Here is an 18,822-nt window from a genome sequence, read left to right on the forward strand (position 1 = left end):
TACCGTGACGGCGATGAGCGCACGCTTCGAAGAACTCGGCTGGCGGCAGACCCCGATCGGCGAGATCAGTCTGCGTCGCCGCTTCGATCCGACGGTGCGGGCCGATGTCTACGAGGTGAAGCTCGGTGACGAGTACCTGATGTCGAGCTTGTTCACCGTCGCCGAACGTGCGCTGTCGCGGCTGGGATTGGGGCGCACGCCCGGCGACCGGCTGGAGGTGCTCGTCGGTGGGCTCGGCTTGGGATACACCGCGCGAGAAGCGCTGCTGGACCCACGAATTCACGCGCTCACGGTGATCGAGTACTCCGACGCCGTCATCGAGTGGCATCGCCGTGAGCTGCTGCCCGACACCGCCGGGTTGGCTGCCGACTCCCGGGTCGAGCTCGTCTGCGCGGACTTCTTCGCCGCGGCGGCGGGGCCGGTGGGATTCGATCCGGCACAACCGGGACGCGTGTACGACGCGCTGCTGCTCGACATCGACCATTCACCACGCCATGTCCTGCACGGTTCGAATGCCGAGTTCTACACCCGCGAGGGCCTGCGCGCGGTCGCGCAACACCTGGTCGACGGCGGCACCTTTGCGATGTGGTCCGACGACGCACCAGATGACGAGTTCCGCGAAATTCTGGAATCCGCCTTCATCGATGTGGAGGCGCGGCCGATCCTGTTCGACAACCCGCTGACCCGCGGGCGATCCGGCGCGACGATCTACCTCGCGACCAGGTCCCACCGCGCTCGGAGCACAGACCGCGACCAGGCATTATGTGACTAGGAACAACAATGCGGCGAAGTGATTGCCGTCGGCGTCGCTGAGGTTGATCGTAAGTGTCTGGGAGTAGTTGTCCCACACACCGAACCTCCGGCGATCGCGTCATGACGGGCCGGTTCGGGATCGAGCTTTTCGGATTCGACATCGGAGTCAGGATGAACAGCTTGCTCGAAAACCATCGCGGATGGGTAGCCGACATCTTCACGGATGGGTTGTACGGACGCAGTGACGCCCCGAGCCCCCGCGCGACGGTCGCCAACGATGCCCGGCCGCTTGCCCCCACCGACAGCCACCCGCGCCGACCGGAGGAGGTGATCGGGTGGCGCGCACTGTGCTCCTGCGACGGCTGGCACGGACGAACCTGGCTACGCACCGATCTGTCCGCCGACCACGCCCCCTCCGCGCGGGTGCTGCATTGCTCCACCGGACGGCTCGACGCCGACCTCGCCCGCCTGGTCCTGGCCGAATGGGACTATCACCAGCTCGAGATGCAGGCGCTGATTCCGGTGCGCCTGGCGTTCGAGGACACGGCGTCGGCACAGCGGCGCCTCGTCGAAGCCGTCCGCTTCGTGCGCGCGTCGGGAGCGTCGTGGGAAGCGGTCGCCCGGGTGATCAGCGCGCCGTCGGCGGAAGCGGCCGAATCGCGATTCAGCACTTGGACATCCCAGGGGCACAGCGCGGCGGAATTGCGCATACCGTAATCCCCGCCGATTCGGCCATTCCGCTCAGCCTGAATTCAATGATGGTCGGGGGCCGTTCCTGCTGGTTTCGTGTGACGAGATCGTCCAGGTTCGAGCGAGAGGCCTCCGTATGTCCGTCCATGACGCAGCTGTATCCGGGAGTGCGGTGCGGGTGGTCAAGCTCGGCGCCCACATCGGCGCTCAGGTCGACGGGGTTCGGCTCGGTGGTGACCTGGACGCGCGAACGGTGGCCACCATCCGCGCCGCGCTCAGCGAGCACAAGGTGATCTTCTTCCGGGGCCAGCACCACCTGACCGAGGACGGGCAGTACGAGTTCGCGCAGTTGCTCGGCAACCCGACCACCCCGCACCCGACGGTCACCTCCGCCGGTGCGAAGAGCCTGGCCATCGACTCGCACCAGACGCGGTCCAACGTCTGGCACACCGATGTCACCTTCGTCGATCGTGTCCCGCAGGCTTCCATCCTGCGTGCGGTCGCCCTGCCCAGCTACGGCGGTTCGACCACCTGGGCTTCGACCGTGGCCGCCTACAACTCGCTGCCGGAGCCACTCCAGCGACTCGCCGAGAGCCTGCGCGCGCGGCATTCGAACCGCTACGACTACGCCGCCGAGATCCAGGACCGACCCGCCGATACCGACCGCGACTACCGTCGCGAGTTCGAGTCCACCTATTTCGAGACCGAGCACCCCGTGGTGGAGGTGCACCCCGAGACCGGTGAGCGCGCCCTGCTGCTCGGCTGCTTCGTCAAGGAGATCGTCGGGCTGTCGAGCAACGAGTCGCGGGCACTGTTCCGGCTGTTCCAGGACCGGATCACCCGCCTCGAGCACACCGCCCGCTGGAACTGGTCGCTGGGCGACGTCGCGATCTGGGACAACCGGGCCACTCAGCACTACGCCATCGACGACTACGACGGCAGCGAGCACCGCAGGCTCACCCGCATCACGCTGGGCGGTCCGGTCCCCGTCGGGATCGACGGCACCGCGAGCACGGTGATCGCCGGCGACGCCGAGCCGTACACCGCACCGCTCGAGCGTGCGGCATAACCATCATCGACCGCCACCAGCTCGCGCGCGTCCCCGGGCCAACACCCGGTATCGACTATCCTTCGACGGCACATTCGACCGTTGATCACGCGCGAACAGGTACCCACTGGCTCAGTCCGACGATGGGAATGCCGTGAATTTGTGGAGCTATGTCCAGGACCGAGGCGAGGTGTTGACCTTCCTCACCTATCAGCATGCGTCGCTGGCCTTTCAGACCGTGCTGGTCGGCACCGTCGTCGCGATCCTCATCGCGGTGGCGGTGTATCGGTTGCCGCTGGCATCGGCGTTGACCCTCACCTCGAGCCGGGTCGCGTTGACGATCCCCTCGCTGGCACTGCTGGCATTGCTGCTGGTCCCGTTCGGCCTCGGTGTGGTGCCGTCGTTCATCATGCTGGCGTTCTTCGCGGCCCTGCCGGTGATCGGTAACGCGATCGTCGGGCTGCGATCGGTGCCTGCCACGGTCGTCGAATCCGCGCGCGGCATCGGACTTTCGCGCTGGCGGATCCTGCTCACCGTCGAGCTGCCGATCGCCTGGCCGGTGATCCTCACCGGGATCAGGGTCTCGACCCAGATGATCGTCGGTGTCGCCGCGATCGTGGCCTACGTCCTCGGGCCCGGCCTCGGCTCGCTGATCTTCAACGGCCTGTCGCGTCTCGGCGGGGCCAACGCGCTCGAAATGGCGCTCACCGGAACCATTCTCATCGTTGCCATCGCGTTGGTCTTCGACGCGCTCCTCGTCCTGCTCGGACGCCTCACGATTGCCAAGGGACTGTGATGACCGATGTGACCAGCCAGCCCGCGCCGACCGCGCCCCAGCGCAACGTGACCGGCGACTCCATCACCTTGGACGGGGTCGTCAAGCGGTACAAGGGCCAGGACACCCCCGCCGTCGAACGCCTGGACCTCGAGATCGAGGCCGGCAATATCGTCGCGTTCGTCGGACCTTCGGGCTGCGGTAAGACGACCACGCTCAAGATGATCAACCGGCTGATCGAGCCGACCGAGGGCCGGATATTCATCGGCGGACGTGACGTGACCCGCGAAGATCCCGACAAGCTGCGGCAGTCGATCGGCTATGTCATCCAGTCCGGTGGGCTGTTCCCGCACTGGTCGGTCGCCAAGAACATCGGCGCGATCCCGCGGGTGCTCGGCTGGGACAAGAAGCGAATCGCCGAACGCACCGAATATCTCCTGGATCTGGTCGGTCTCGACCCCGCGACCTTCGCCGACCGTCTGCCCAAGGACATGTCCGGCGGCCAGCAGCAGCGTGTCGGCGTCGCCCGCGCGCTCGCGGCCGACCCGCCGGTGCTGCTGATGGACGAACCGTTCGGCGCGGTGGACCCGATCACCCGGGTTCGCCTGCAGGACAGTCTGATCGCGATCCAGCACGAACTCGGCAAGACCATCGTGATCGTCACCCACGACTTCGAGGAAGCCACCAAACTCGGTGACAAGGTGCTCATCCTGTCCGAGGGCGGACACGTCGAGCAGTACGCGACACCGGAGGAGATCCTCACCGACCCGGCGACGCCGTTCGTCGAGGAGTTCGTCGGATCGGGCGCGAAACTGGCCTATCTCACGGTGTCTCGGGTCCGCGATGTGGAGGTCGACCCGGTGACCACCGCCAAGATCGGCGAATCCTCGCAGGTCGTGATCGGGCGGGCGAAAGCCGCGGGACACACCTGGGTGGTGGTCGTCGACGACGCGGGGCGGCCGCGGTCGTGGCCCTCGCTGCCGGAAGTGGCGAGCAAGCCGGAGGTTTCGGACTACCTCGATCGCCGGCTGCCCGTCGTCGCGCAGTCCTCGACCCTCAACGACGCGCTCGACGCCATGCTCGCCGCCAGTCAGGGGGCGACCCTGGTCACCGACGGTCGCGGCGCCGTAGTCGGCTCGCTGAACATCGGCTCGGTGACCGACGTGATCCAGACCAAGCTCGCCGAGGGGCACGCCGCCGCCGAGGACCTGTCCTACGAAACCTACGTCGACGGTTCCGATCCCACACCCACCCCGGTCGTCGCCGCCGACGACGAACACGGATCGGCCGGACCGGCATGAACCGACTGCGCCGGGTCCCGATCGATGTGTGGTTCGAACCGCTCATCATCGTCGTGATCGGCATCGGATACGTGCTCTGGTATCAGTCGTCGACGTTCACCGCGACCGAACAGGCCTCGCTCGGCTGGGCCAATCTGCAGACCACGATCCTCGAGCACATCCGGCTCACGGTGGTCGCCACGCTGATCGTGGTGGTGGTCGCGATTCCGCTCGGCATCGCCTTGACCAGGCCCGCGTTGCAGCGGTTCGAGCCGATCGCCGTCAACATCGCCAATATCGGTCAGGCCGCGCCCGCCGTCGGACTGCTCGTGCTGTTCACCTTCTGGCTCGGCACCGGGTTCCGCACGGCGGTCGTCGGTCTCGTCGTCTACGCGATCCTGCCGATCCTGCAGAACACGATCGTCGGGCTGCGGCAGGTCGATCACCGCACCATCGAGGCCGCTCGCGGCATCGGCTTCTCGGCCGGGCGGACGCTGGTTCAGGTCGAATTGCCGCTGGCCGTGCCGGTGATCCTCAACGGCGTGCGCACCGCGCTGGTCATCTTGGTCGGCACCGCGACGCTGAGTACCTTCATCGGCGCGACCAGCCTGGGCACGCTGATCACGACCGGTGTCACCCTGTTCCTGCCCAAGCTGCTCATCTCCGGCGCCGTGCTCGTCGGGTTGCTGGCGTTGATCATCGATTGGCTCGGCCGACTCGTCGAACTGGCCGCGACCCCACGAGGTGTCTCATGAGGCGAGTCCCGTTGATTACCGCGCTGGTCGCGACGCTGTCGTTGCTCGCCGGGTGTGGCCTGGTGAGCTCGTCGGGCACGTTCCACGACGCGAGCCTGCCCGGCGGCGAACGTCCCCTCGACGGCGCGAAACTGGTCGTCACCTCGAAGAGCTTCACCGAGGGGGTGTTGCTCGGCAAGATCACCGCGACCTACCTGGCCGCGGCGGGGGCCTCGGTCACCGATCTGACCGGCGCGCCGGGATCGGCCTCGTCACGGCAGGCCCAGCTCAACGGCGACGCCGACGTGCTGTGGGAATACACCGGCACCGGCTGGGTCAACTACCACAACGAGACCGAGACGATCGTGGACCCGCAGGAACTGTGGCAGCGCGTCCACGATGTCGAAAAGCGTGACTACGACCTGGAATGGCTGCCCCCGTCCAACTTCAACGACACCTACGCGTTCGGTGCGTCGACACCGACCGCGCAGCGACTCGGCGTGAAGTCACTCTCGGACGTGGCCGCGCTGCCGGTTGCCGAACGAACGTTCTGTGTCGACGACGAATTCTTCAGTCGCTCGGATGGTTTCATTCCGATGCTGCAAAAATACGGCATCCCCTACAACGATCCCAACGGTGTGCCCGCGGGCAACGTCACCCGCATGGACGCCGGCGTCGTCTACACCGCGACCGCCAAAGACTCTCCCTGCCACTTCGGCATGGTCTACACCACCGACGGCCGCGTCAAGAACCTGAACCTGGTGGTCCTGGACGACGACAAGAAGTTCTTCCTGCCCTACAGCGGCACCGCGGTCGTCCGGGGCCCCGTCCTCGACGCCAACCCCGTACTGCGCGAACTTCTCGGCACGATCTCCGAACTGCTCACCGACGACCTGATGCGAGAACTCAACGGCCGCGTAGACATCGACGGAGAAGACCCCGCCGACGTCGCCTACGACTGGCTGAAAAGCGCGAAACTGATCGCCTAGCGCAGCGGCACGCTGCCGCGGGCGATCCAGCGCCGGGGAACGTGATCGACGCCGGTCTATGATCGCGCTGTGCCTCAGGATGGTCTTGCCGACGTGCAGCGTTTCGATCCGGTGCCGGACCCGCGGCCGACGGATGAGGTGTGGCCGGAGCTGAAGTGGCCGGTTGCCCCGGATGCCGAACTCGTCGGTGAGACAGTGCGGTTGAGCCCGGTCGATCCGGCAGCGGACGCGGCCGAGTTGTTCGCGGTGCTCGAGCACGATGTCGTGTGGGCCCACATTCCGTTTCGTCCGCGCGATCGCCAGGAACTAGAGGTGTTCCTGCGATCGTGGCACGCGACGCCGGAGAACCATCTGTGGATTGTCCGAACGCGCCGGGCCATCGCCGGCCACCCGGTCGGTGCGATCGTCGGGATGACCTCCTATCTCGAAACCCGAGCGAGGGATGCCCGGTTGGAGATCGGCGCCACCCTCTTCGCCCCGAGCGTGTGGGCGAGCGGGGTGAACCCGGAGGCCAAGTGGCTGCTCCTGGGCTATGCGTTCGACACGCTGGGTGCCGGTCGCGTCGAGCTCAAAACCGATGTGCGCAATCACCGTTCGCAACAGGCCATCGCGCGCCTCGGCGCCCGGTACGAAGGCACACTGCGCCGCTATTCCCGGCGCGCCGACGGCACCATTCGCGACTCCGTGCTGTTCTCGATCACGGTGGAAGACTGGCCGGACGTCAGAGCGCGTCTTGCCGGCCGGCTTCACGATCTCGGGCGTTCCGTGAACTCGTCCGCGGCACCCCTACGCTGAACGCGGCCGGCCACCGATGCGCTGATACGCGTAGGCGCCACGAGGGTTTCGCGTTCGCGTAGCCTGTCCTGCCGGCGATCTGACTACTCGGCAGGCCCTCACACTGCGCAGTTGCCGAAAGCCTATTTCGAGAGCGGCAGCCCGGTCGGTTCGGGAATCTGTTCGACGGTGAGTCGTTTGCGGAAGACCCAGTAGGTCCAGCCCTGGTAGATCAGGACCACGGGGGTGCACAGGACCGCTGCCCAGCTCATCACCTGGAGGGTGTAGTGGCTGGAGGAGGCGTTGTGGATGTTCAGATCGAACGCGGGGTCGATCGTCGAGGGCATCACGTTCGGGTAGAGCGAGCCGACCAGCAGGATGGTGGCCGCGGCGATCGTGACGGTGGTGCCGATGAACGCCCAGCCGTCACGGGCCGCGCCGGTGGCCCCACCGGCGACGACCAGGCCGAGCACGGCCGCGCCGAGCGCGGCCCAGGTCCAGCCGGAGCCGTAGGCGAGCTGAGTCCAGAGCCCGAACCCGCCGACGATCGCCACCGTGGGCACGAACAGGATCCGCACGCATACGCGGGCATCGTCGCGGACTTCACCACCGGTTTTGAGCGCGAGGAAGATCGCGCCGTGCAGGGCGAACAGGATGGCCGTGGTCGCCGCGCCGAGCAGCGCGTAGGGGCTGAGCAGATCCCACACCGAGCCGACGACCTGTCGCTTCTCGTTCAGCGGTACCCCGCGCACGAGGTTGGCGAACACCCAGCCCCACGCCAGTGCCGGAATCCACGAGCCGATGCCGATACCGATGTCGCACCAGGCCCGCCACTTCGGCGAGTTGATCTTCGATCGCCACTCGATCGCGCAGATTCGCAGGATCAACGCGACCAGCAACAACAGCAGGGCCAGATAGAACCCGGAGAACAAGCTCGCGTACCACTCGGGAAACGCCGCGAACATCGCACCGCCCGCGGTGATCAGCCAGACTTCGTTGCCGTCCCACACCGGGCCGATGGTGTTGAGCACGACGCGCCTGCGCACATCGGAACCCTTACCGAGGATCGGCATCAGCATGCCGACGCCGAAGTCGAAGCCCTCGAGGATGAAGTAGCCGGTGAACAGCACGGCGACCAACACGAACCAGAATTGCTGCAGACTCATCGTCGTCTCCTAGTACGCGAAGGACAGCGGCTCGACGGGTTCGGCGCGGTGCCTGCCGCCACCGCCGTCGTCATCGGGACCGAACTCGTCATCGGACGCCGTCGGTCCTGGTTCGGGCCCGACCACGGTGTAGCGATGCATCAGGTAGTACCAGACCACCGCCAGCGCGCCGTAGAGCAGCGTGAAGACAGCGAGGGAGAAGATGACCGTTCCCGGTGCGTGATCGGAGACGCCTTGCGCCACCGTCATGCGAATGGTCTTGTCGCCGGTCAGGTTCGGCACCACCACCCACGGCTGACGTCCCATCTCGGTGAAGACCCAGCCCGCGCTGTTGGCCAGGAACGGGGTCGGGATGGCGATCAGGCACAGCCAGGAGAACCAGCGTGTGTCGGGAACTCGGCCACCGCGGGTCATCCAGAGTCCGGCCAGCAGCAAGAGTGCCGGTCCGGCCAGCAGACCGATCATGCCGCGGAAGCCCCAGTAGGTGACGAAGAGGTTGGGCCGGTAGTTGCCGGGTCCGTAGTCCTGGACGTAGGACTTCTGCAGATCCTCCACACCCTGCAACGTGACGCCGGTGAACTTGCCCTCGGCCAGGAACGGCAGGACATAGGGAACCTCCAGCAGATGCGTAACGCTGTCGCAGTTGTTGTGCGTGCCGACGGTGAGGATCGAGAACTTCGGATCGGTCTCGGTGTGGCACAGCGATTCCGCCGACGCCATCTTCATCGGCTGCTGTTCGAACATGATCTTGCCCTGGATATCGCCGGTCAGACCCACCACGACGATCGACGCGGCGATCACCCACATGCCCGCACGCGCCGCCGGGCGCCACATGGTCTTGGCTTCGTCGAGTTTCGTGGCATCACCACTGCGTACGTTGCGCACCATGAACCAGCCCGCGATGCCGACCACGAAGGTCGCCGCGGTCAAGAACGCGCCGGCGACCACATGGGGAAACGCCGCGAGGGTGGTGTTGTTGGTGAGCAGCGCCCAGATGCTGTCCAGCTCGGCGCGTCCGGTCTCGGGATTGTATTTCGCACCGACCGGGTGCTGCATGAACGAGTTGGCGGCGACGATGAAGTAGGCCGACGCGTTGACACCGATCGCGACGATCCAGATCGTGGCGAGGTGAACGAGTTTGGGCAGGCGAGTCCAGCCGAAGATCCACAATCCGAGGAATGTCGACTCCAGGAAGAAGGCGACCAGCGCTTCGAAAGCCAGTGGCGCTCCGAAGACGTCGCCGACGAACCGGGAGTACTCACTCCAGTTCATCCCGAACTGGAACTCTTGCACGATGCCGGTGGCGACACCGATGGCGAAGTTGATCAGAAACAGTTTTCCGAAGAACTTGGTGAGTCGGTACCAGTGTTCTTTTCCGGTGATCACCCACGCCGTCTGCATTCCCGCGACGAGCGGTGCCAGTCCGATGGTGAGCGGGACGAAGATGAAATGGTAGACCGTGGTGATACCGAACTGCCATCTGGAGACATCCAGTGTGCTCATTGCCAGCGAACTCATCGTCGGATCTCCTGCCATCGCAGTGAACTGGTGCCGAACGGTGTCGAGGGGAAATGGATGAATATCAATGAATTCGTCCGCGGGTCCGCGTGGAATGGCCGATCGTGTACACGGTCAGCACTGTTCGATCCTAGGTGACCGGGTCGCGAATTCCGGTCAGGACTCGGCGATCGTCTTCGCGTGCAGCAGGACGTCCTCGATCATCGCGGGAGTCACCCGACCGGTAGCGGTATTGCGCTGACTCACGTGGTAACTGCCGAGCACGGTGACCGATCGGCCGTCGGGATGGGTGATGACGACTTGTGCGCCGTGGGTGAAACGGGGACGTGGCCGTGGCACGTTCCAGCCCCCTGCCAGCAGGACGGTAAAGAGAGCCTGCCAGCCGAAGGCGCCGAGAACGACGATCACCCGCAGCGTCGGGCGCAGCAGCTCCAACTCCCGGCTGAGGAAAGGCGCGCAGCGCTGCCGCTCTGCGGGTGTCGGTTTGTTCTCCGGCGGGGCGCAATGCACCGGTGCGGTGAGCCGGGTATCGAGCAGTTCGATCCCGTCGTCGCGGCTGACCGGGTGCGCGCCGGTGGCCAGACCGACCGCGTGCAGTGCGCCGAACAGGACGTTGCCGCTCGGGTCGCCGGTGAACATGCGCCCGGTCCGATTGCCGCCGTGGGCGGCGGGAGCGAGGCCGACTACGAGAATTCGCGCGTCGGCGGGCCCGAAGCCCGGTACCGGTCGACCCCAATACTGTTCGTGGCGGAAGGCCGCGCGTTTGACGACGGCGACCTCTTCGCGCCAGGCGACGAGCCTGGGACAGGCGCGACAGGTGGAAACCAGGCGGTCGAGCGCGGCGATATCGGGGGTGTGGGCCGCCGCTGCCGGGGCTGCTTCCGGATCCACGCCGGTCATCGGCCCAGTCTAGTCGGCGGCCCCGATGCGGTTTCGAGACAGTTCGCCGACGGAACCATCTGCGCGGTACCGTCGGTACCAGGTACATTCGGGGGATGTTGTCCACCGAGATCGTGAGCGCCGACGGAGTCGTGCGCGGTCGTGCGGGTCGTCGAATCGCCCGCTGGCGTGCCCTGCCCTACGCGGCCCCACCCATCGGAGCGCTGCGGTTGCGTGCTCCCCAACCCGTTCGACCGTGGACGGGGGTGCGATCGGCGACCGAGTTCGGCTTCGCCGCGGTGCAGAACCCCAACGGTGCCCGCGTGGGGCCGCGAACCTGGCAACCCACCGGGGAGGATTGCCTGACGCTCAATGTGACCGCTCCGGTGACGCCCTCGTCGACACCGCGCCCGGTCATGGTGTTCTTCCACGGTGGCGGCTACCTGATCGGCACGTCGAGCATGTACTCCGGCGCACGGTTGGCCGCGCGAGGAGACGTGATCGTGGTGTCGGTGAACTACCGACTCGGTGCGCTCGGGTATGTCGATTTCAGCGAATTCTCCACATCGGAGAGACCTTTCGAGTCGAACCTCGGATTGCGCGATCAGGTCGCGGCACTCGAATGGGTGCGCCGCAATATCGCCGCGTTCGGCGGTGACCCGGACAACGTCACCATCTTCGGTGAATCGGCGGGTGCGCACGCGGTGGTCAGCCTGCTGGCGACCCCCGCCGCCCGCGGCCTGTTCCATCGGGCGATCGCGCAGAGCGCCCCGGCGGACTGGACCTCCACTCCGGACGAGGCGCGCGCCTTCGCCCGCCGTTGCCTGGACCGGCTCGGCGCCGCCCCGGCCGACGCCGCGACCGTCCTGAGCACCGTGTCAGCGAAGGAACTGGGCCGGGCGGGTGACCGCGCGCTGGGCCGGGCGCTGCGCGAGAATCCGGGCAGTTTTCCCTACGCCCCGGTCGCGGACGGTGACTTCCTGCCGGAAATGCCTGTGGACGCGATCGCGGCGGGCCGGGCGCATCCGGTGCCGTTGATCATCGGCACCAACCGCGACGAGGCGACGCTGTTCCAGCGCTTCGCCAAGGCGGTGCCGCACACCCCCGAGCAGCTGACGACCATCTTCGGACGCTACGAACCGGGCGCCGAACAAGCGGTGACCAGCCGATACCCCGGCTACCCGGCCGCGCGAACCGCGGTGCGCGTCGGCGGGGACCACCTGTTCCTGCGTCCGACGCTGGCCGTCCTCGAAGGCCACAGCCGCTATGCCCCCACCTACGCCTACCGGTACGACTACGCCCCGCGCGCACTGCATCTGGCGGGTTTCGGCGCCACCCACGCGCTCGAACTGGTCCCTGTCTTCGGCTGGGTCGACGGACCGGTCGGCCGCGCGATGACAGCGGCAGGCGGCAGGCGGGCGTTCCTGGCGGTCCAGGACCATATCCAGGACAACTGGCTCAGTTTCGCCCGCACCGGCCGGCCGCTGCCGCCCTGGAGCCGCTACACCGCCGAACGCCGGACGACCTCCATCATCGACCATCCACCGCGCGTAGTGGTCGACCCGGAGTCCGCGCGACGCGAAGCGTGGCAAGGCATCCGGAAGTGCGAAGCATGACCGTCGAGCTCGCCGCGGGGCAGCCGGCCGATCGCATCAAGGCGCTCTACGCCGAGGACGGGCAGATCCGTGCGGCGCGTCCCGCCGAGGACGTACACGCCATCGTGACGACCCCCGGGCTCGCGACGGCGCGCATCGTCGAGACCGTCATGACCGCCTACGCCGAGCGCCCGGCGCTCGGCACGCGCCGGACCGCATTGGTCGAGTCGGGCGGACGGCGGACTCGAAAGCTGTTGCCGGAGTTCGATGTACTGACCTACGGGCAGGTGTGGGAGCGCACCCGCGCGCTCGCCGCCGCCTGGCACAGTGACGGCGTCGTCGCGGGGGATTTCATCGCGGTGCTCGGGTTCACCAGCGCCGACTACACCGTGCTCGATCTGGCCACGATCCATGTCGGCGGGGTCGCGGTGCCGTTGCAGGCGGGCGCGGGCCTCGAACAGTTGTATTCGATCCTCGACGAGACCGAGCCGACGGTGTTCGCGGTCGACACCGCCCACCTGGCCATCGCCGTCGACGCGATACTCGCCGGCGCAACACCACGTTCACTGATCGTGTTCGACCATCACGCCGACGACGACGATCACCGCGATGCGCTCGACGCGGCCCGTGCCCGTCTGCGTGCGGGGGGATCGGCCCTGGTGCCGAGCACGCTCGCCGACATCGTCGCACAGGGTCGGCTCGCCGATGCGGCTGCGCTGAGCGTGCCCGCCGACGGCGAAGACCCCCTCGCCCTGCTGATCTACACCTCGGGCAGCACCGGTACGCCCAAGGGCGCGATGTACACCCAGCGCTTGGTCGCGGTCGGCTGGCAGCCCGCGCGGCCGTTGGCCGCGATCAATGTCAACTTCCTGCCGATGAGCCATATCGCGGCCCGCCTCACCCTCAACAGCGTGCTCGCCCGTGGCGGCACCGCGTTCTTCGCGGCGGCGCCGGACCTGTCCACGTTGTTCACCGACATCACGCTCGTGCGGCCTACCGAGATCTTCCTGGTGCCGCGGGTGTGCGACATGATCATGCAGCGCTTCCGTCATGAGGTCGCCGAACGCGGCGAGGCGGCGACCGAGACGGTGAAAACCGAACTGCGTGAACAGTTCCTGGGTGGCAGGTTGATGTCGGCGCTGTGCGGCAGCGCGCCGATCGCCCCCGAACTGCGTACCTTCGTCGAATCGGTGCTGCAATTGCGCCTGCACGACGGGTACGGCTCCACCGAGACCGGCGGCGGGGTGATCTTCGATACGAAGGTGATGCGCCCGCCGGTGCTGGACTACAAACTCGTCGACGTGCCCGAACTCGGCTATTTCGCTACCGACAAGCCGTATCCGCGTGGGGAATTGCTGCTCAAGACCACCACGATGATCGCCGGGTACTACCGCCGCCCGGAGGTGACCGCCGAGGTCTTCGACGCCGACGGCTTCTGCCGCACCGGCGACGTGGTCGCGGAGCTGGCGCCGGACCGGCTGGCCTACGTCGACCGCCGTAACAATGTCCTCAAGCTGTCCCAGGGCGAGTTCGTGACGGTATCGCGCCTGGAAGCGGTGTTCGCGGGCGCCGATCTGGTGCGCCAGATCTATGTGTACGGCAGCAGCGAACGGTCCTATCTGCTGGCGGTCGTGGTGCCCACCGACGCCGCGCTCGCGGGACCTGCCGACGGGTTGCGCGCCGCGGTGAGTTCGTCGCTGCACCGCGCCGCCGTGTCGGCTGGGCTCGAGCCGTACGAGATTCCGCGCGACTTCATCATCGAGACCGAGCCGTTCTCGACCACCGACGGGACCTTGTCCGGAGTCGGGAAACTGTTGCGCCCGAAGCTGAAACAGCGGTACGGCGAGCGTCTCGAGAAGCTCTACGCGGACCTGGCACGGGGTCAGGAAGACGAACTGCAGCGGTTGCGTCGCGATGCGTCCGGCCTACCGGTGTACGAGACCGTCGTTCGCGCCGCCGGCGCGGTGCTCGGCGGCGATTCGGCAGATCTGCGACCCGATGCGCGATTCGGTGATCTCGGCGGCGATTCGCTGGCAGCACTGTCGTATTCGTCTCTGCTGCGGGAATTGCTCGCGGTGGATGTGCCGGTGAATGTGCTGCTCGGGCCGGACAGCGACCTGGCGCGCATCGCCGACTACGTGCGCCGTGAACGCGAACCAGGCACGCACAGAACCGATTCCGATGCGGTACACGGTATCGATGCGGCCGAGATTCGCGCTGCGGATCTGACACTCGAGAAGTTCTTGGATGTCACCGCGACGGCACAGGTGCCTGCCGCGGCACCCGCGCGGACGGTGCTGATCACCGGCGCCAACGGCTATCTCGGCCGGTTCCTCCTCCTGACCTGGCTGGAACGGCTCGCCCCTCGGGGCGGCAAGGTGATCTGCGTGGTCCGCGGCGGCGATGCGATCGCCGCTCGCGAGCGCCTCGACGCGGCGTTCACCAGTGACAGCGAGCTCGACACTCATTTCCAGCTCCTCGCGAAGGACACGCTGGAAGTGCTGCCCGGCGACATCGGTGAACCGAATCTCGGTCTGCCACAGCCGACATGGGACCGGTTGGCCGCCGAGGTCGATCTGATCGTGCACTCCGCGGCACTGGTGAACCATATGCTCCCGTATGCGCAGCTGTTCGGCCCGAACGTGGTGGGCACCGCCGAGATCATCCGGCTGGCGCTGACAACGACGCGCAAGCCGGTGAGTTACCTGTCGACGGTGGCTGTCGCGGCGCAGGGGGAGTCCTTCGCTGAAGACGGTGACGTGCGAACCATGAGCCCGGTCCGCCGGCTGGACGATTCCTATGCCAACGGCTACGGCAACAGCAAGTGGGCGGGTGAGGTGCTGCTGCGGGAGGCGGCCGAGCGGTTCGGGCTGCCCGTCGCGGTGTTCCGCTCGGACATGATCCTGGCGCACAGTCACTTCCGTGGCCAGCTCAATGTGCCCGACGTCTTCACCCGGCTCTTGCTGAGCGTGCTCGTGACCGGTCTCGCGCCGATGTCGTTCTACCGCACCGATTCTGCCGGGCAACGACAGCGCGCCCATTACGACGGACTACCAGCCGACTTCGTTGCCACGGCCGTCACCGCACTCGGCGCCGCCGCTACGAGCGGTTACCGCACCTACGACGTCCTGAACCCGCACGACGACGGCATCTCCCTCGACGTCTTCGTCGACTGGCTGATCGACGCGGACTGCCACATCGATCGCATCGACAGCTACGACGAGTGGTTCGCCCGCTTCGAAACAGCCTTGCGGGCCCTCCCTGAACCTCAGCGCAAACACACCCTGCTCCCGCTGCTCGACGCCTATCGCCGGCCCGGTCGTCCACTGCCCGGCTCGGCTCTTCCCGCCGAGGGATTCCGCGCCGCCGTCCGCGCCGCGCAGCTCGGTTCCGACAACGACATTCCGCACCTACCGGCGGATCTCATCGCCAAATATGTCCGCGACCTGACCGGTCTCGGCCTGCTGGAGTAGACCGTACGGGGTGGGCCGGGCGATCCAGGACTGCCAGCGGCTGTCGAGGACGAGCTCGGCCAGGCGCTGGTAGCCGCCGCTGCCGGGGTGGGCACCGTCGCCCGCCCTGGCTTCGCGAGTCCAGACGGGGTCGTCGGCCAAGTGTTGTGTGGTGGCGACGAACGGCACCTTGCGTGATTCGCACAGCTCCGCCATGTCGTCGGCGAGCTCTGCGGTGCGCCGCAGGTGCTCCGCGCCGCCGTCGATGACAGGTGGTGGGCCGATTACCAGCGGATGGATCGCACGCTCCCTGCTTTCGGTCAGCAGGGTCGCGAGGTTGTCGAGGCATTGTGCCCTGCCCACCCGGACGTTGCCGTCCTCCACGACCGCGTCGTTGCTGCCGAACGAGATCACCAGACGATTGTCGGCCCCGGGCAGGACGCGCGGCTCGATCTCTCCCCAGCAGCGGCGCAGGACATCAGCGGAGGTATTGCGCCGGATGCCGAGGTTGAACGCGGTGATACCGGGCCCGCTCGCGGCGAGTACGCGGCCGACCCAGCCGCGGTACTCCGGGTCGCCGATTCCCTGGACGAAGGAGTCGCCGATGAAGCAGATGCGCAGATCCTCATTCATTCGGGCAACTGTACGAGGTGGGGGAGTGGGCTTCGAGGATGGCCTGATCGGCAGCGGGGGAGCGCACAAGCAAAGGGGCAGAGGGTATTTGAAACGGGTGACGATCACGGCAGCCGTAGGTGGAGCTACCGGCGACCTTCTGCGAGGGGTCTCCCGGCTGATAATTAATCGCGATATTGCGATATGCGCATCTAAACATGTTATTTCGTCACCCATCATGGTCGACTCCATGCACCTGAATACCCTTCAAAAACACAAGGAGGGGAGGGGGCAGGGGCTGCCGTAGTGGGGGAGCGTGCCGGTTGCTACGGCGGGGCGACCATTCGCGCCACGGCCGCCACCACCGCCGCGCGCTGCGCCGCCAGGCGACCGTCGTCGGTGGATCCCGTTCTCGCATGGGTGGCTGAGGTGCGGGTCAGATCGGTGAGCATGCGAAGCATGATCGGGGCGGGGATATCGGTGGTGACGAGGCCTTCGTGCTGACCGCGGCGGAGCTCGGTGATCTTCGCGTCGATGGTGCGACGCAGAGCTTGCGGCATGTCGCCGGATGGTTCGAGTTCGGCCCAGGCTTGTAGGCGGGCGTTGTCGGGGTGGGCGACGAAGTGGTCGAACAGTCGGCCGGCGTAGGCCGGTAGGTCGTCGGCGGACATGGCCGCTTCGCTGCTGGTTTCGGTGGTCCAGCGTTCGGTGACGGCCGCGTAGAGCTCGTTTTTGCCGGGAAAGTAGGCGTAGAGCCGGTCTTTGCTGGCATGTGCGACGTCCGCGATGCGGTTGATCCGAGCGCCGGCGATGCCGAATTCGGCGAACTCCGCTTTAGCCGCGGTGAGTATTCGCTCCCTGGTTGCCTGACCTGCCGCACGCATGCGCCGAATCCTACCTCTTGCCGAACCATCTGGTTCGGAACTATGGTCCACTGTGAACCGAATGGTTCTGAACTCTGTGAGACGAGGGCTTGATGAGCGCGGACAAACCACGGTGGCAGCAGCTCAAGGAGCAGTCGGACGGTGTGACGACCGCCGAGCTGGATCAGCTGTGGACCCGGCTACGCCCGGCGCGCGCCGAGGACATCCTCGGCGAGTGGCGCGGTGACGCCTTTCAGACCGGTCACCCCCTGTGCCGCGCACTGCCCGCGAGCCGCTGGTATGGAAAGAACTTCCACGCTCTCGACGACGCGAAGCCGCTGATCTGCCGGGCCGAGGACGGGACCCTGTTCTCCAATGTCGAACTGGGACAGGGCGAAGCGACGCTGTGGAACATCGAGTTCCGCGGTGAGGTCACCGCGACCATGGTCTACGACGGTCGCGCGGTGTTCGACCACTTCAAGTGGCTCGACGACACCACCCTGATGGGCATCATGAACGGGCGACCCGAACTGGTTCTCGCGCACGGCGAATACTTCTACTTCCTGCTCGAACGGGTCTCTTGATGCGCACGACGGCGGTGCTGTCGCGCGATCCGGGCGCGGAGTTCTCGATCGAACCGATCGAGGTCGACGAGCCGCGCGCGGGCGAGATCCTGGTGCGGATCGTCGCGGCCGGTATCTGCCACACCGACCTGGTGAGCCGTCGCGCGGGCGCCGCGGATCGGCCGATCCTGCTGGGCCACGAGGGCGCGGGTGTCGTCGCGGCGGTCGGCTCCGATGTGCGCACAGTGCGGCCCGGCGATCATGTCGTGCTGACCTTTCGGCACTGCGGTGCCTGCCGCAACTGTGTGGCCGGCCGGCCTGCGTACTGCCACCGGGCAACCGCGCTCAACCAGTTCGGCCGACGCGCGCACGCCACGCCCCGGGCACTCGTCGACGGGTCCCCGATTCTCGACGGGTTCTTCGGTCAGTCGAGTTTCGCCGGTTACGCGCTGAGCACCGAGGACAACACGATCGTGGTCGACCCCGCGATCGACCTCGCCGTGGCGGCGCCGTTCGGCTGCGGTTTCCAGACCGGTGCGGGTGCGGTGCTCAACGCTCTGCGGCCGGAGCCGGGTGCGTGGGTTGCCGTGTACGGGGCGGGCGCGGTCGGGATGGCGGGTCTACTCGCAGCCCGGACAGTTCCGGACGTGCGCGTGGTCGTCGTCGAAACATCGGCTGCGCGGCGGGAACTGGCCGTCGAACTGGGAGCTGACGCCGCACTCGATCCTGCCGACGGGCCGACGGCCGCGCGCATCCGGGAACTCACAGATGGTGGTGCGACGCATGCGCTCGACACGACCGGCATCGCCACCGTGCTCGCCGATGCCGTCGCCGCGCTCGCGGTGGGGGCGACGGTGGTGGCGGTGGGTCTGGGTCGCGGTACGCCGCCGATCGATGTCGGTGATCTCGTGCTGCACGGCAAGGTGATTCGCGGCTGCCTCGAAGGCGACAGCGTGCCCGCCACCTTCATTCCCCATCTGCTCGATCTGTACGCGGCCGGTCGTTTCCCGGCCGATCGACTCATCGCCCGGTATCCGCATGCCGAGGTCGGCGCCGGGCTGGCCGATCAGCGTGCGGGCACTGTGGTCAAGCCGGTGCTCACATGGTGAACACCCTCGAATCCCCGGACGC

At 67.0% G+C, this 18,822-nt stretch carries 17 protein-coding genes; 12 read left to right on the forward strand and 5 right to left on the reverse strand.

Annotation, left to right across the window (positions count from 1 at the left end):
- Nucleotides 1-13: 13 nt before the first annotated feature.
- The 8 genes from ACFVVI_RS09740 (at nucleotide 14) to ACFVVI_RS09775 (ending at nucleotide 7,064) form a co-directional block, all read left to right on the forward strand.
- Nucleotides 14-772, forward strand: a complete 759-nt coding sequence (locus ACFVVI_RS09740) for a spermidine synthase (RefSeq protein ID WP_387444899.1) — start codon at nucleotides 14-16, stop codon at nucleotides 770-772.
- Nucleotides 773-924: 152 nt separating this feature from the next.
- Complete coding sequence (locus tag ACFVVI_RS09745) at nucleotides 925-1,470, forward strand: hypothetical protein (RefSeq protein WP_387444901.1); 546 nt, start codon at nucleotides 925-927, stop codon at nucleotides 1,468-1,470.
- A gap of 109 nt (nucleotides 1,471-1,579) precedes the next feature.
- The gene (locus tag ACFVVI_RS09750) at nucleotides 1,580-2,512 is read left to right on the forward strand and encodes a TauD/TfdA dioxygenase family protein (RefSeq protein WP_378990054.1); all 933 of its coding nucleotides are present in this window, start codon (nucleotides 1,580-1,582) and stop codon (nucleotides 2,510-2,512) included.
- Nucleotides 2,513-2,645: 133 nt separating this feature from the next.
- Nucleotides 2,646-3,287, forward strand: coding sequence for an ABC transporter permease (locus tag ACFVVI_RS09755; protein ID WP_378628901.1), 642 nt, complete (start codon nucleotides 2,646-2,648; stop codon nucleotides 3,285-3,287).
- A complete protein-coding gene (locus ACFVVI_RS09760) occupies nucleotides 3,287-4,567 on the forward strand; it encodes an ATP-binding cassette domain-containing protein (RefSeq protein WP_378990053.1) in 1,281 nt (426 codons plus the stop codon). Before ACFVVI_RS09755 ends, ACFVVI_RS09760 begins: the two co-directional genes overlap by 1 nt.
- Nucleotides 4,564-5,301 (forward strand): ABC transporter permease, encoded by a 738-nt coding sequence (locus tag ACFVVI_RS09765; protein ID WP_378990051.1) that lies wholly within the window; start codon nucleotides 4,564-4,566, stop codon nucleotides 5,299-5,301. Before ACFVVI_RS09760 ends, ACFVVI_RS09765 begins: the two co-directional genes overlap by 4 nt.
- A complete protein-coding gene (locus ACFVVI_RS09770) occupies nucleotides 5,298-6,269 on the forward strand; it encodes a glycine betaine ABC transporter substrate-binding protein (RefSeq protein WP_378990050.1) in 972 nt (323 codons plus the stop codon). The genes ACFVVI_RS09765 and ACFVVI_RS09770 overlap by 4 nt, the downstream gene beginning before the upstream one ends.
- A 69-nt stretch (nucleotides 6,270-6,338) precedes the next feature.
- Nucleotides 6,339-7,064: a GNAT family N-acetyltransferase gene (locus tag ACFVVI_RS09775; protein WP_387444904.1), complete on the forward strand. Its 726-nt coding sequence runs from the start codon at nucleotides 6,339-6,341 to the stop codon at nucleotides 7,062-7,064.
- A 122-nt stretch (nucleotides 7,065-7,186) separates the two neighbouring features.
- Here ACFVVI_RS09775 and cydB read toward each other — a convergent pair whose 3' ends face one another.
- From cydB to ACFVVI_RS09790, 3 genes are all read right to left on the reverse strand, one after another.
- Nucleotides 7,187-8,209 carry a cytochrome d ubiquinol oxidase subunit II gene (gene cydB, locus ACFVVI_RS09780; protein WP_378990048.1) on the reverse strand — a complete coding sequence of 341 codons (1,023 nt, stop codon included), beginning with the start codon at nucleotides 8,207-8,209 and terminating at the stop codon, nucleotides 7,187-7,189.
- Nucleotides 8,210-8,218: 9 nt separating this feature from the next.
- Entirely contained in the window at nucleotides 8,219-9,712 is a 1,494-nt protein-coding gene (locus ACFVVI_RS09785; protein ID WP_387445368.1) for a cytochrome ubiquinol oxidase subunit I, read from the reverse strand.
- Nucleotides 9,713-9,883: 171 nt separating this feature from the next.
- Nucleotides 9,884-10,627: a uracil-DNA glycosylase gene (locus ACFVVI_RS09790; RefSeq protein WP_379313785.1), complete on the reverse strand. Its 744-nt coding sequence runs from the start codon at nucleotides 10,625-10,627 to the stop codon at nucleotides 9,884-9,886.
- 95 nt (nucleotides 10,628-10,722) lie between these two features.
- Between ACFVVI_RS09790 and ACFVVI_RS09795 the strand changes: the two genes are divergently transcribed.
- Both ACFVVI_RS09795 and car read left to right on the forward strand, forming a co-directional pair.
- On the forward strand, nucleotides 10,723-12,222 hold the full coding sequence (locus ACFVVI_RS09795) for a carboxylesterase/lipase family protein (RefSeq protein ID WP_387444905.1): 1,500 nt from the start codon (nucleotides 10,723-10,725) through the stop codon (nucleotides 12,220-12,222).
- On the forward strand, nucleotides 12,219-15,674 hold the full coding sequence (gene car / locus ACFVVI_RS09800; protein ID WP_387444906.1) for a carboxylic acid reductase: 3,456 nt from the start codon (nucleotides 12,219-12,221) through the stop codon (nucleotides 15,672-15,674). The genes ACFVVI_RS09795 and car overlap by 4 nt, the downstream gene beginning before the upstream one ends.
- On the opposite strand, the gene ACFVVI_RS09805 is transcribed toward car, so the two are convergent.
- Both ACFVVI_RS09805 and ACFVVI_RS09810 read right to left on the reverse strand, forming a co-directional pair.
- Nucleotides 15,612-16,286 (reverse strand): GDSL-type esterase/lipase family protein, encoded by a 675-nt coding sequence (locus ACFVVI_RS09805; protein WP_387444907.1) that lies wholly within the window; start codon nucleotides 16,284-16,286, stop codon nucleotides 15,612-15,614. The genes car and ACFVVI_RS09805 overlap by 63 nt on opposite strands.
- Nucleotides 16,287-16,591: 305 nt before the next feature.
- Entirely contained in the window at nucleotides 16,592-17,149 is a 558-nt protein-coding gene (locus ACFVVI_RS09810) for a TetR family transcriptional regulator (protein ID WP_378990043.1), read from the reverse strand.
- Between the two features lie 92 nt (nucleotides 17,150-17,241).
- Here ACFVVI_RS09810 and ACFVVI_RS09815 point away from each other — a divergent pair, with 92 nt between their 5' ends.
- Nucleotides 17,242-17,712, forward strand: coding sequence for a DUF4334 domain-containing protein (locus ACFVVI_RS09815; RefSeq protein ID WP_378990041.1), 471 nt, complete (start codon nucleotides 17,242-17,244; stop codon nucleotides 17,710-17,712).
- Nucleotides 17,712-18,800, forward strand: coding sequence for an NAD(P)-dependent alcohol dehydrogenase (locus ACFVVI_RS09820; protein WP_387444909.1), 1,089 nt, complete (start codon nucleotides 17,712-17,714; stop codon nucleotides 18,798-18,800). Before ACFVVI_RS09815 ends, ACFVVI_RS09820 begins: the two co-directional genes overlap by 1 nt.
- Nucleotides 18,801-18,822: the final 22 nt, after the last annotated feature.

The sequence above is a fragment of the Nocardia sp. NPDC058114 genome, from assembly GCF_042884695.1.
Lineage (GTDB): Bacteria > Actinomycetota > Actinomycetes > Mycobacteriales > Mycobacteriaceae > Nocardia.

Bases quoted from the DNA above. Each gene is read 5' to 3' on its own strand.
- ACFVVI_RS09805 (WP_387444907.1), bottom strand. From the start codon at position 16,286: ATGAATGAGGATCTGCGCATCTGCTTCATCGGCGACTCCTTCGTCCAG.
- ACFVVI_RS09750 (WP_378990054.1), top strand. From the start codon at position 1,580: ATGTCCGTCCATGACGCAGCTGTATCCGGGAGTGCGGTGCGGGTGGTC.
- ACFVVI_RS09770 (WP_378990050.1), top strand. From the start codon at position 5,298: ATGAGGCGAGTCCCGTTGATTACCGCGCTGGTCGCGACGCTGTCGTTG.
- ACFVVI_RS09760 (WP_378990053.1), top strand. From the start codon at position 3,287: ATGACCGATGTGACCAGCCAGCCCGCGCCGACCGCGCCCCAGCGCAAC.
- ACFVVI_RS09790 (WP_379313785.1), bottom strand. From the start codon at position 10,627: ATGACCGGCGTGGATCCGGAAGCAGCCCCGGCAGCGGCGGCCCACACC.
- ACFVVI_RS09740 (WP_387444899.1), top strand. From the start codon at position 14: ATGAGCGCACGCTTCGAAGAACTCGGCTGGCGGCAGACCCCGATCGGC.
- cydB (WP_378990048.1), bottom strand. From the start codon at position 8,209: ATGAGTCTGCAGCAATTCTGGTTCGTGTTGGTCGCCGTGCTGTTCACC.
- ACFVVI_RS09815 (WP_378990041.1), top strand. From the start codon at position 17,242: ATGAGCGCGGACAAACCACGGTGGCAGCAGCTCAAGGAGCAGTCGGAC.
- ACFVVI_RS09765 (WP_378990051.1), top strand. From the start codon at position 4,564: ATGAACCGACTGCGCCGGGTCCCGATCGATGTGTGGTTCGAACCGCTC.
- ACFVVI_RS09810 (WP_378990043.1), bottom strand. From the start codon at position 17,149: ATGCGTGCGGCAGGTCAGGCAACCAGGGAGCGAATACTCACCGCGGCT.
- car (WP_387444906.1), top strand. From the start codon at position 12,219: ATGACCGTCGAGCTCGCCGCGGGGCAGCCGGCCGATCGCATCAAGGCG.
- ACFVVI_RS09785 (WP_387445368.1), bottom strand. From the start codon at position 9,712: ATGAGCACACTGGATGTCTCCAGATGGCAGTTCGGTATCACCACGGTC.
- ACFVVI_RS09795 (WP_387444905.1), top strand. From the start codon at position 10,723: ATGTTGTCCACCGAGATCGTGAGCGCCGACGGAGTCGTGCGCGGTCGT.
- ACFVVI_RS09820 (WP_387444909.1), top strand. From the start codon at position 17,712: ATGCGCACGACGGCGGTGCTGTCGCGCGATCCGGGCGCGGAGTTCTCG.
- ACFVVI_RS09745 (WP_387444901.1), top strand. From the start codon at position 925: ATGAACAGCTTGCTCGAAAACCATCGCGGATGGGTAGCCGACATCTTC.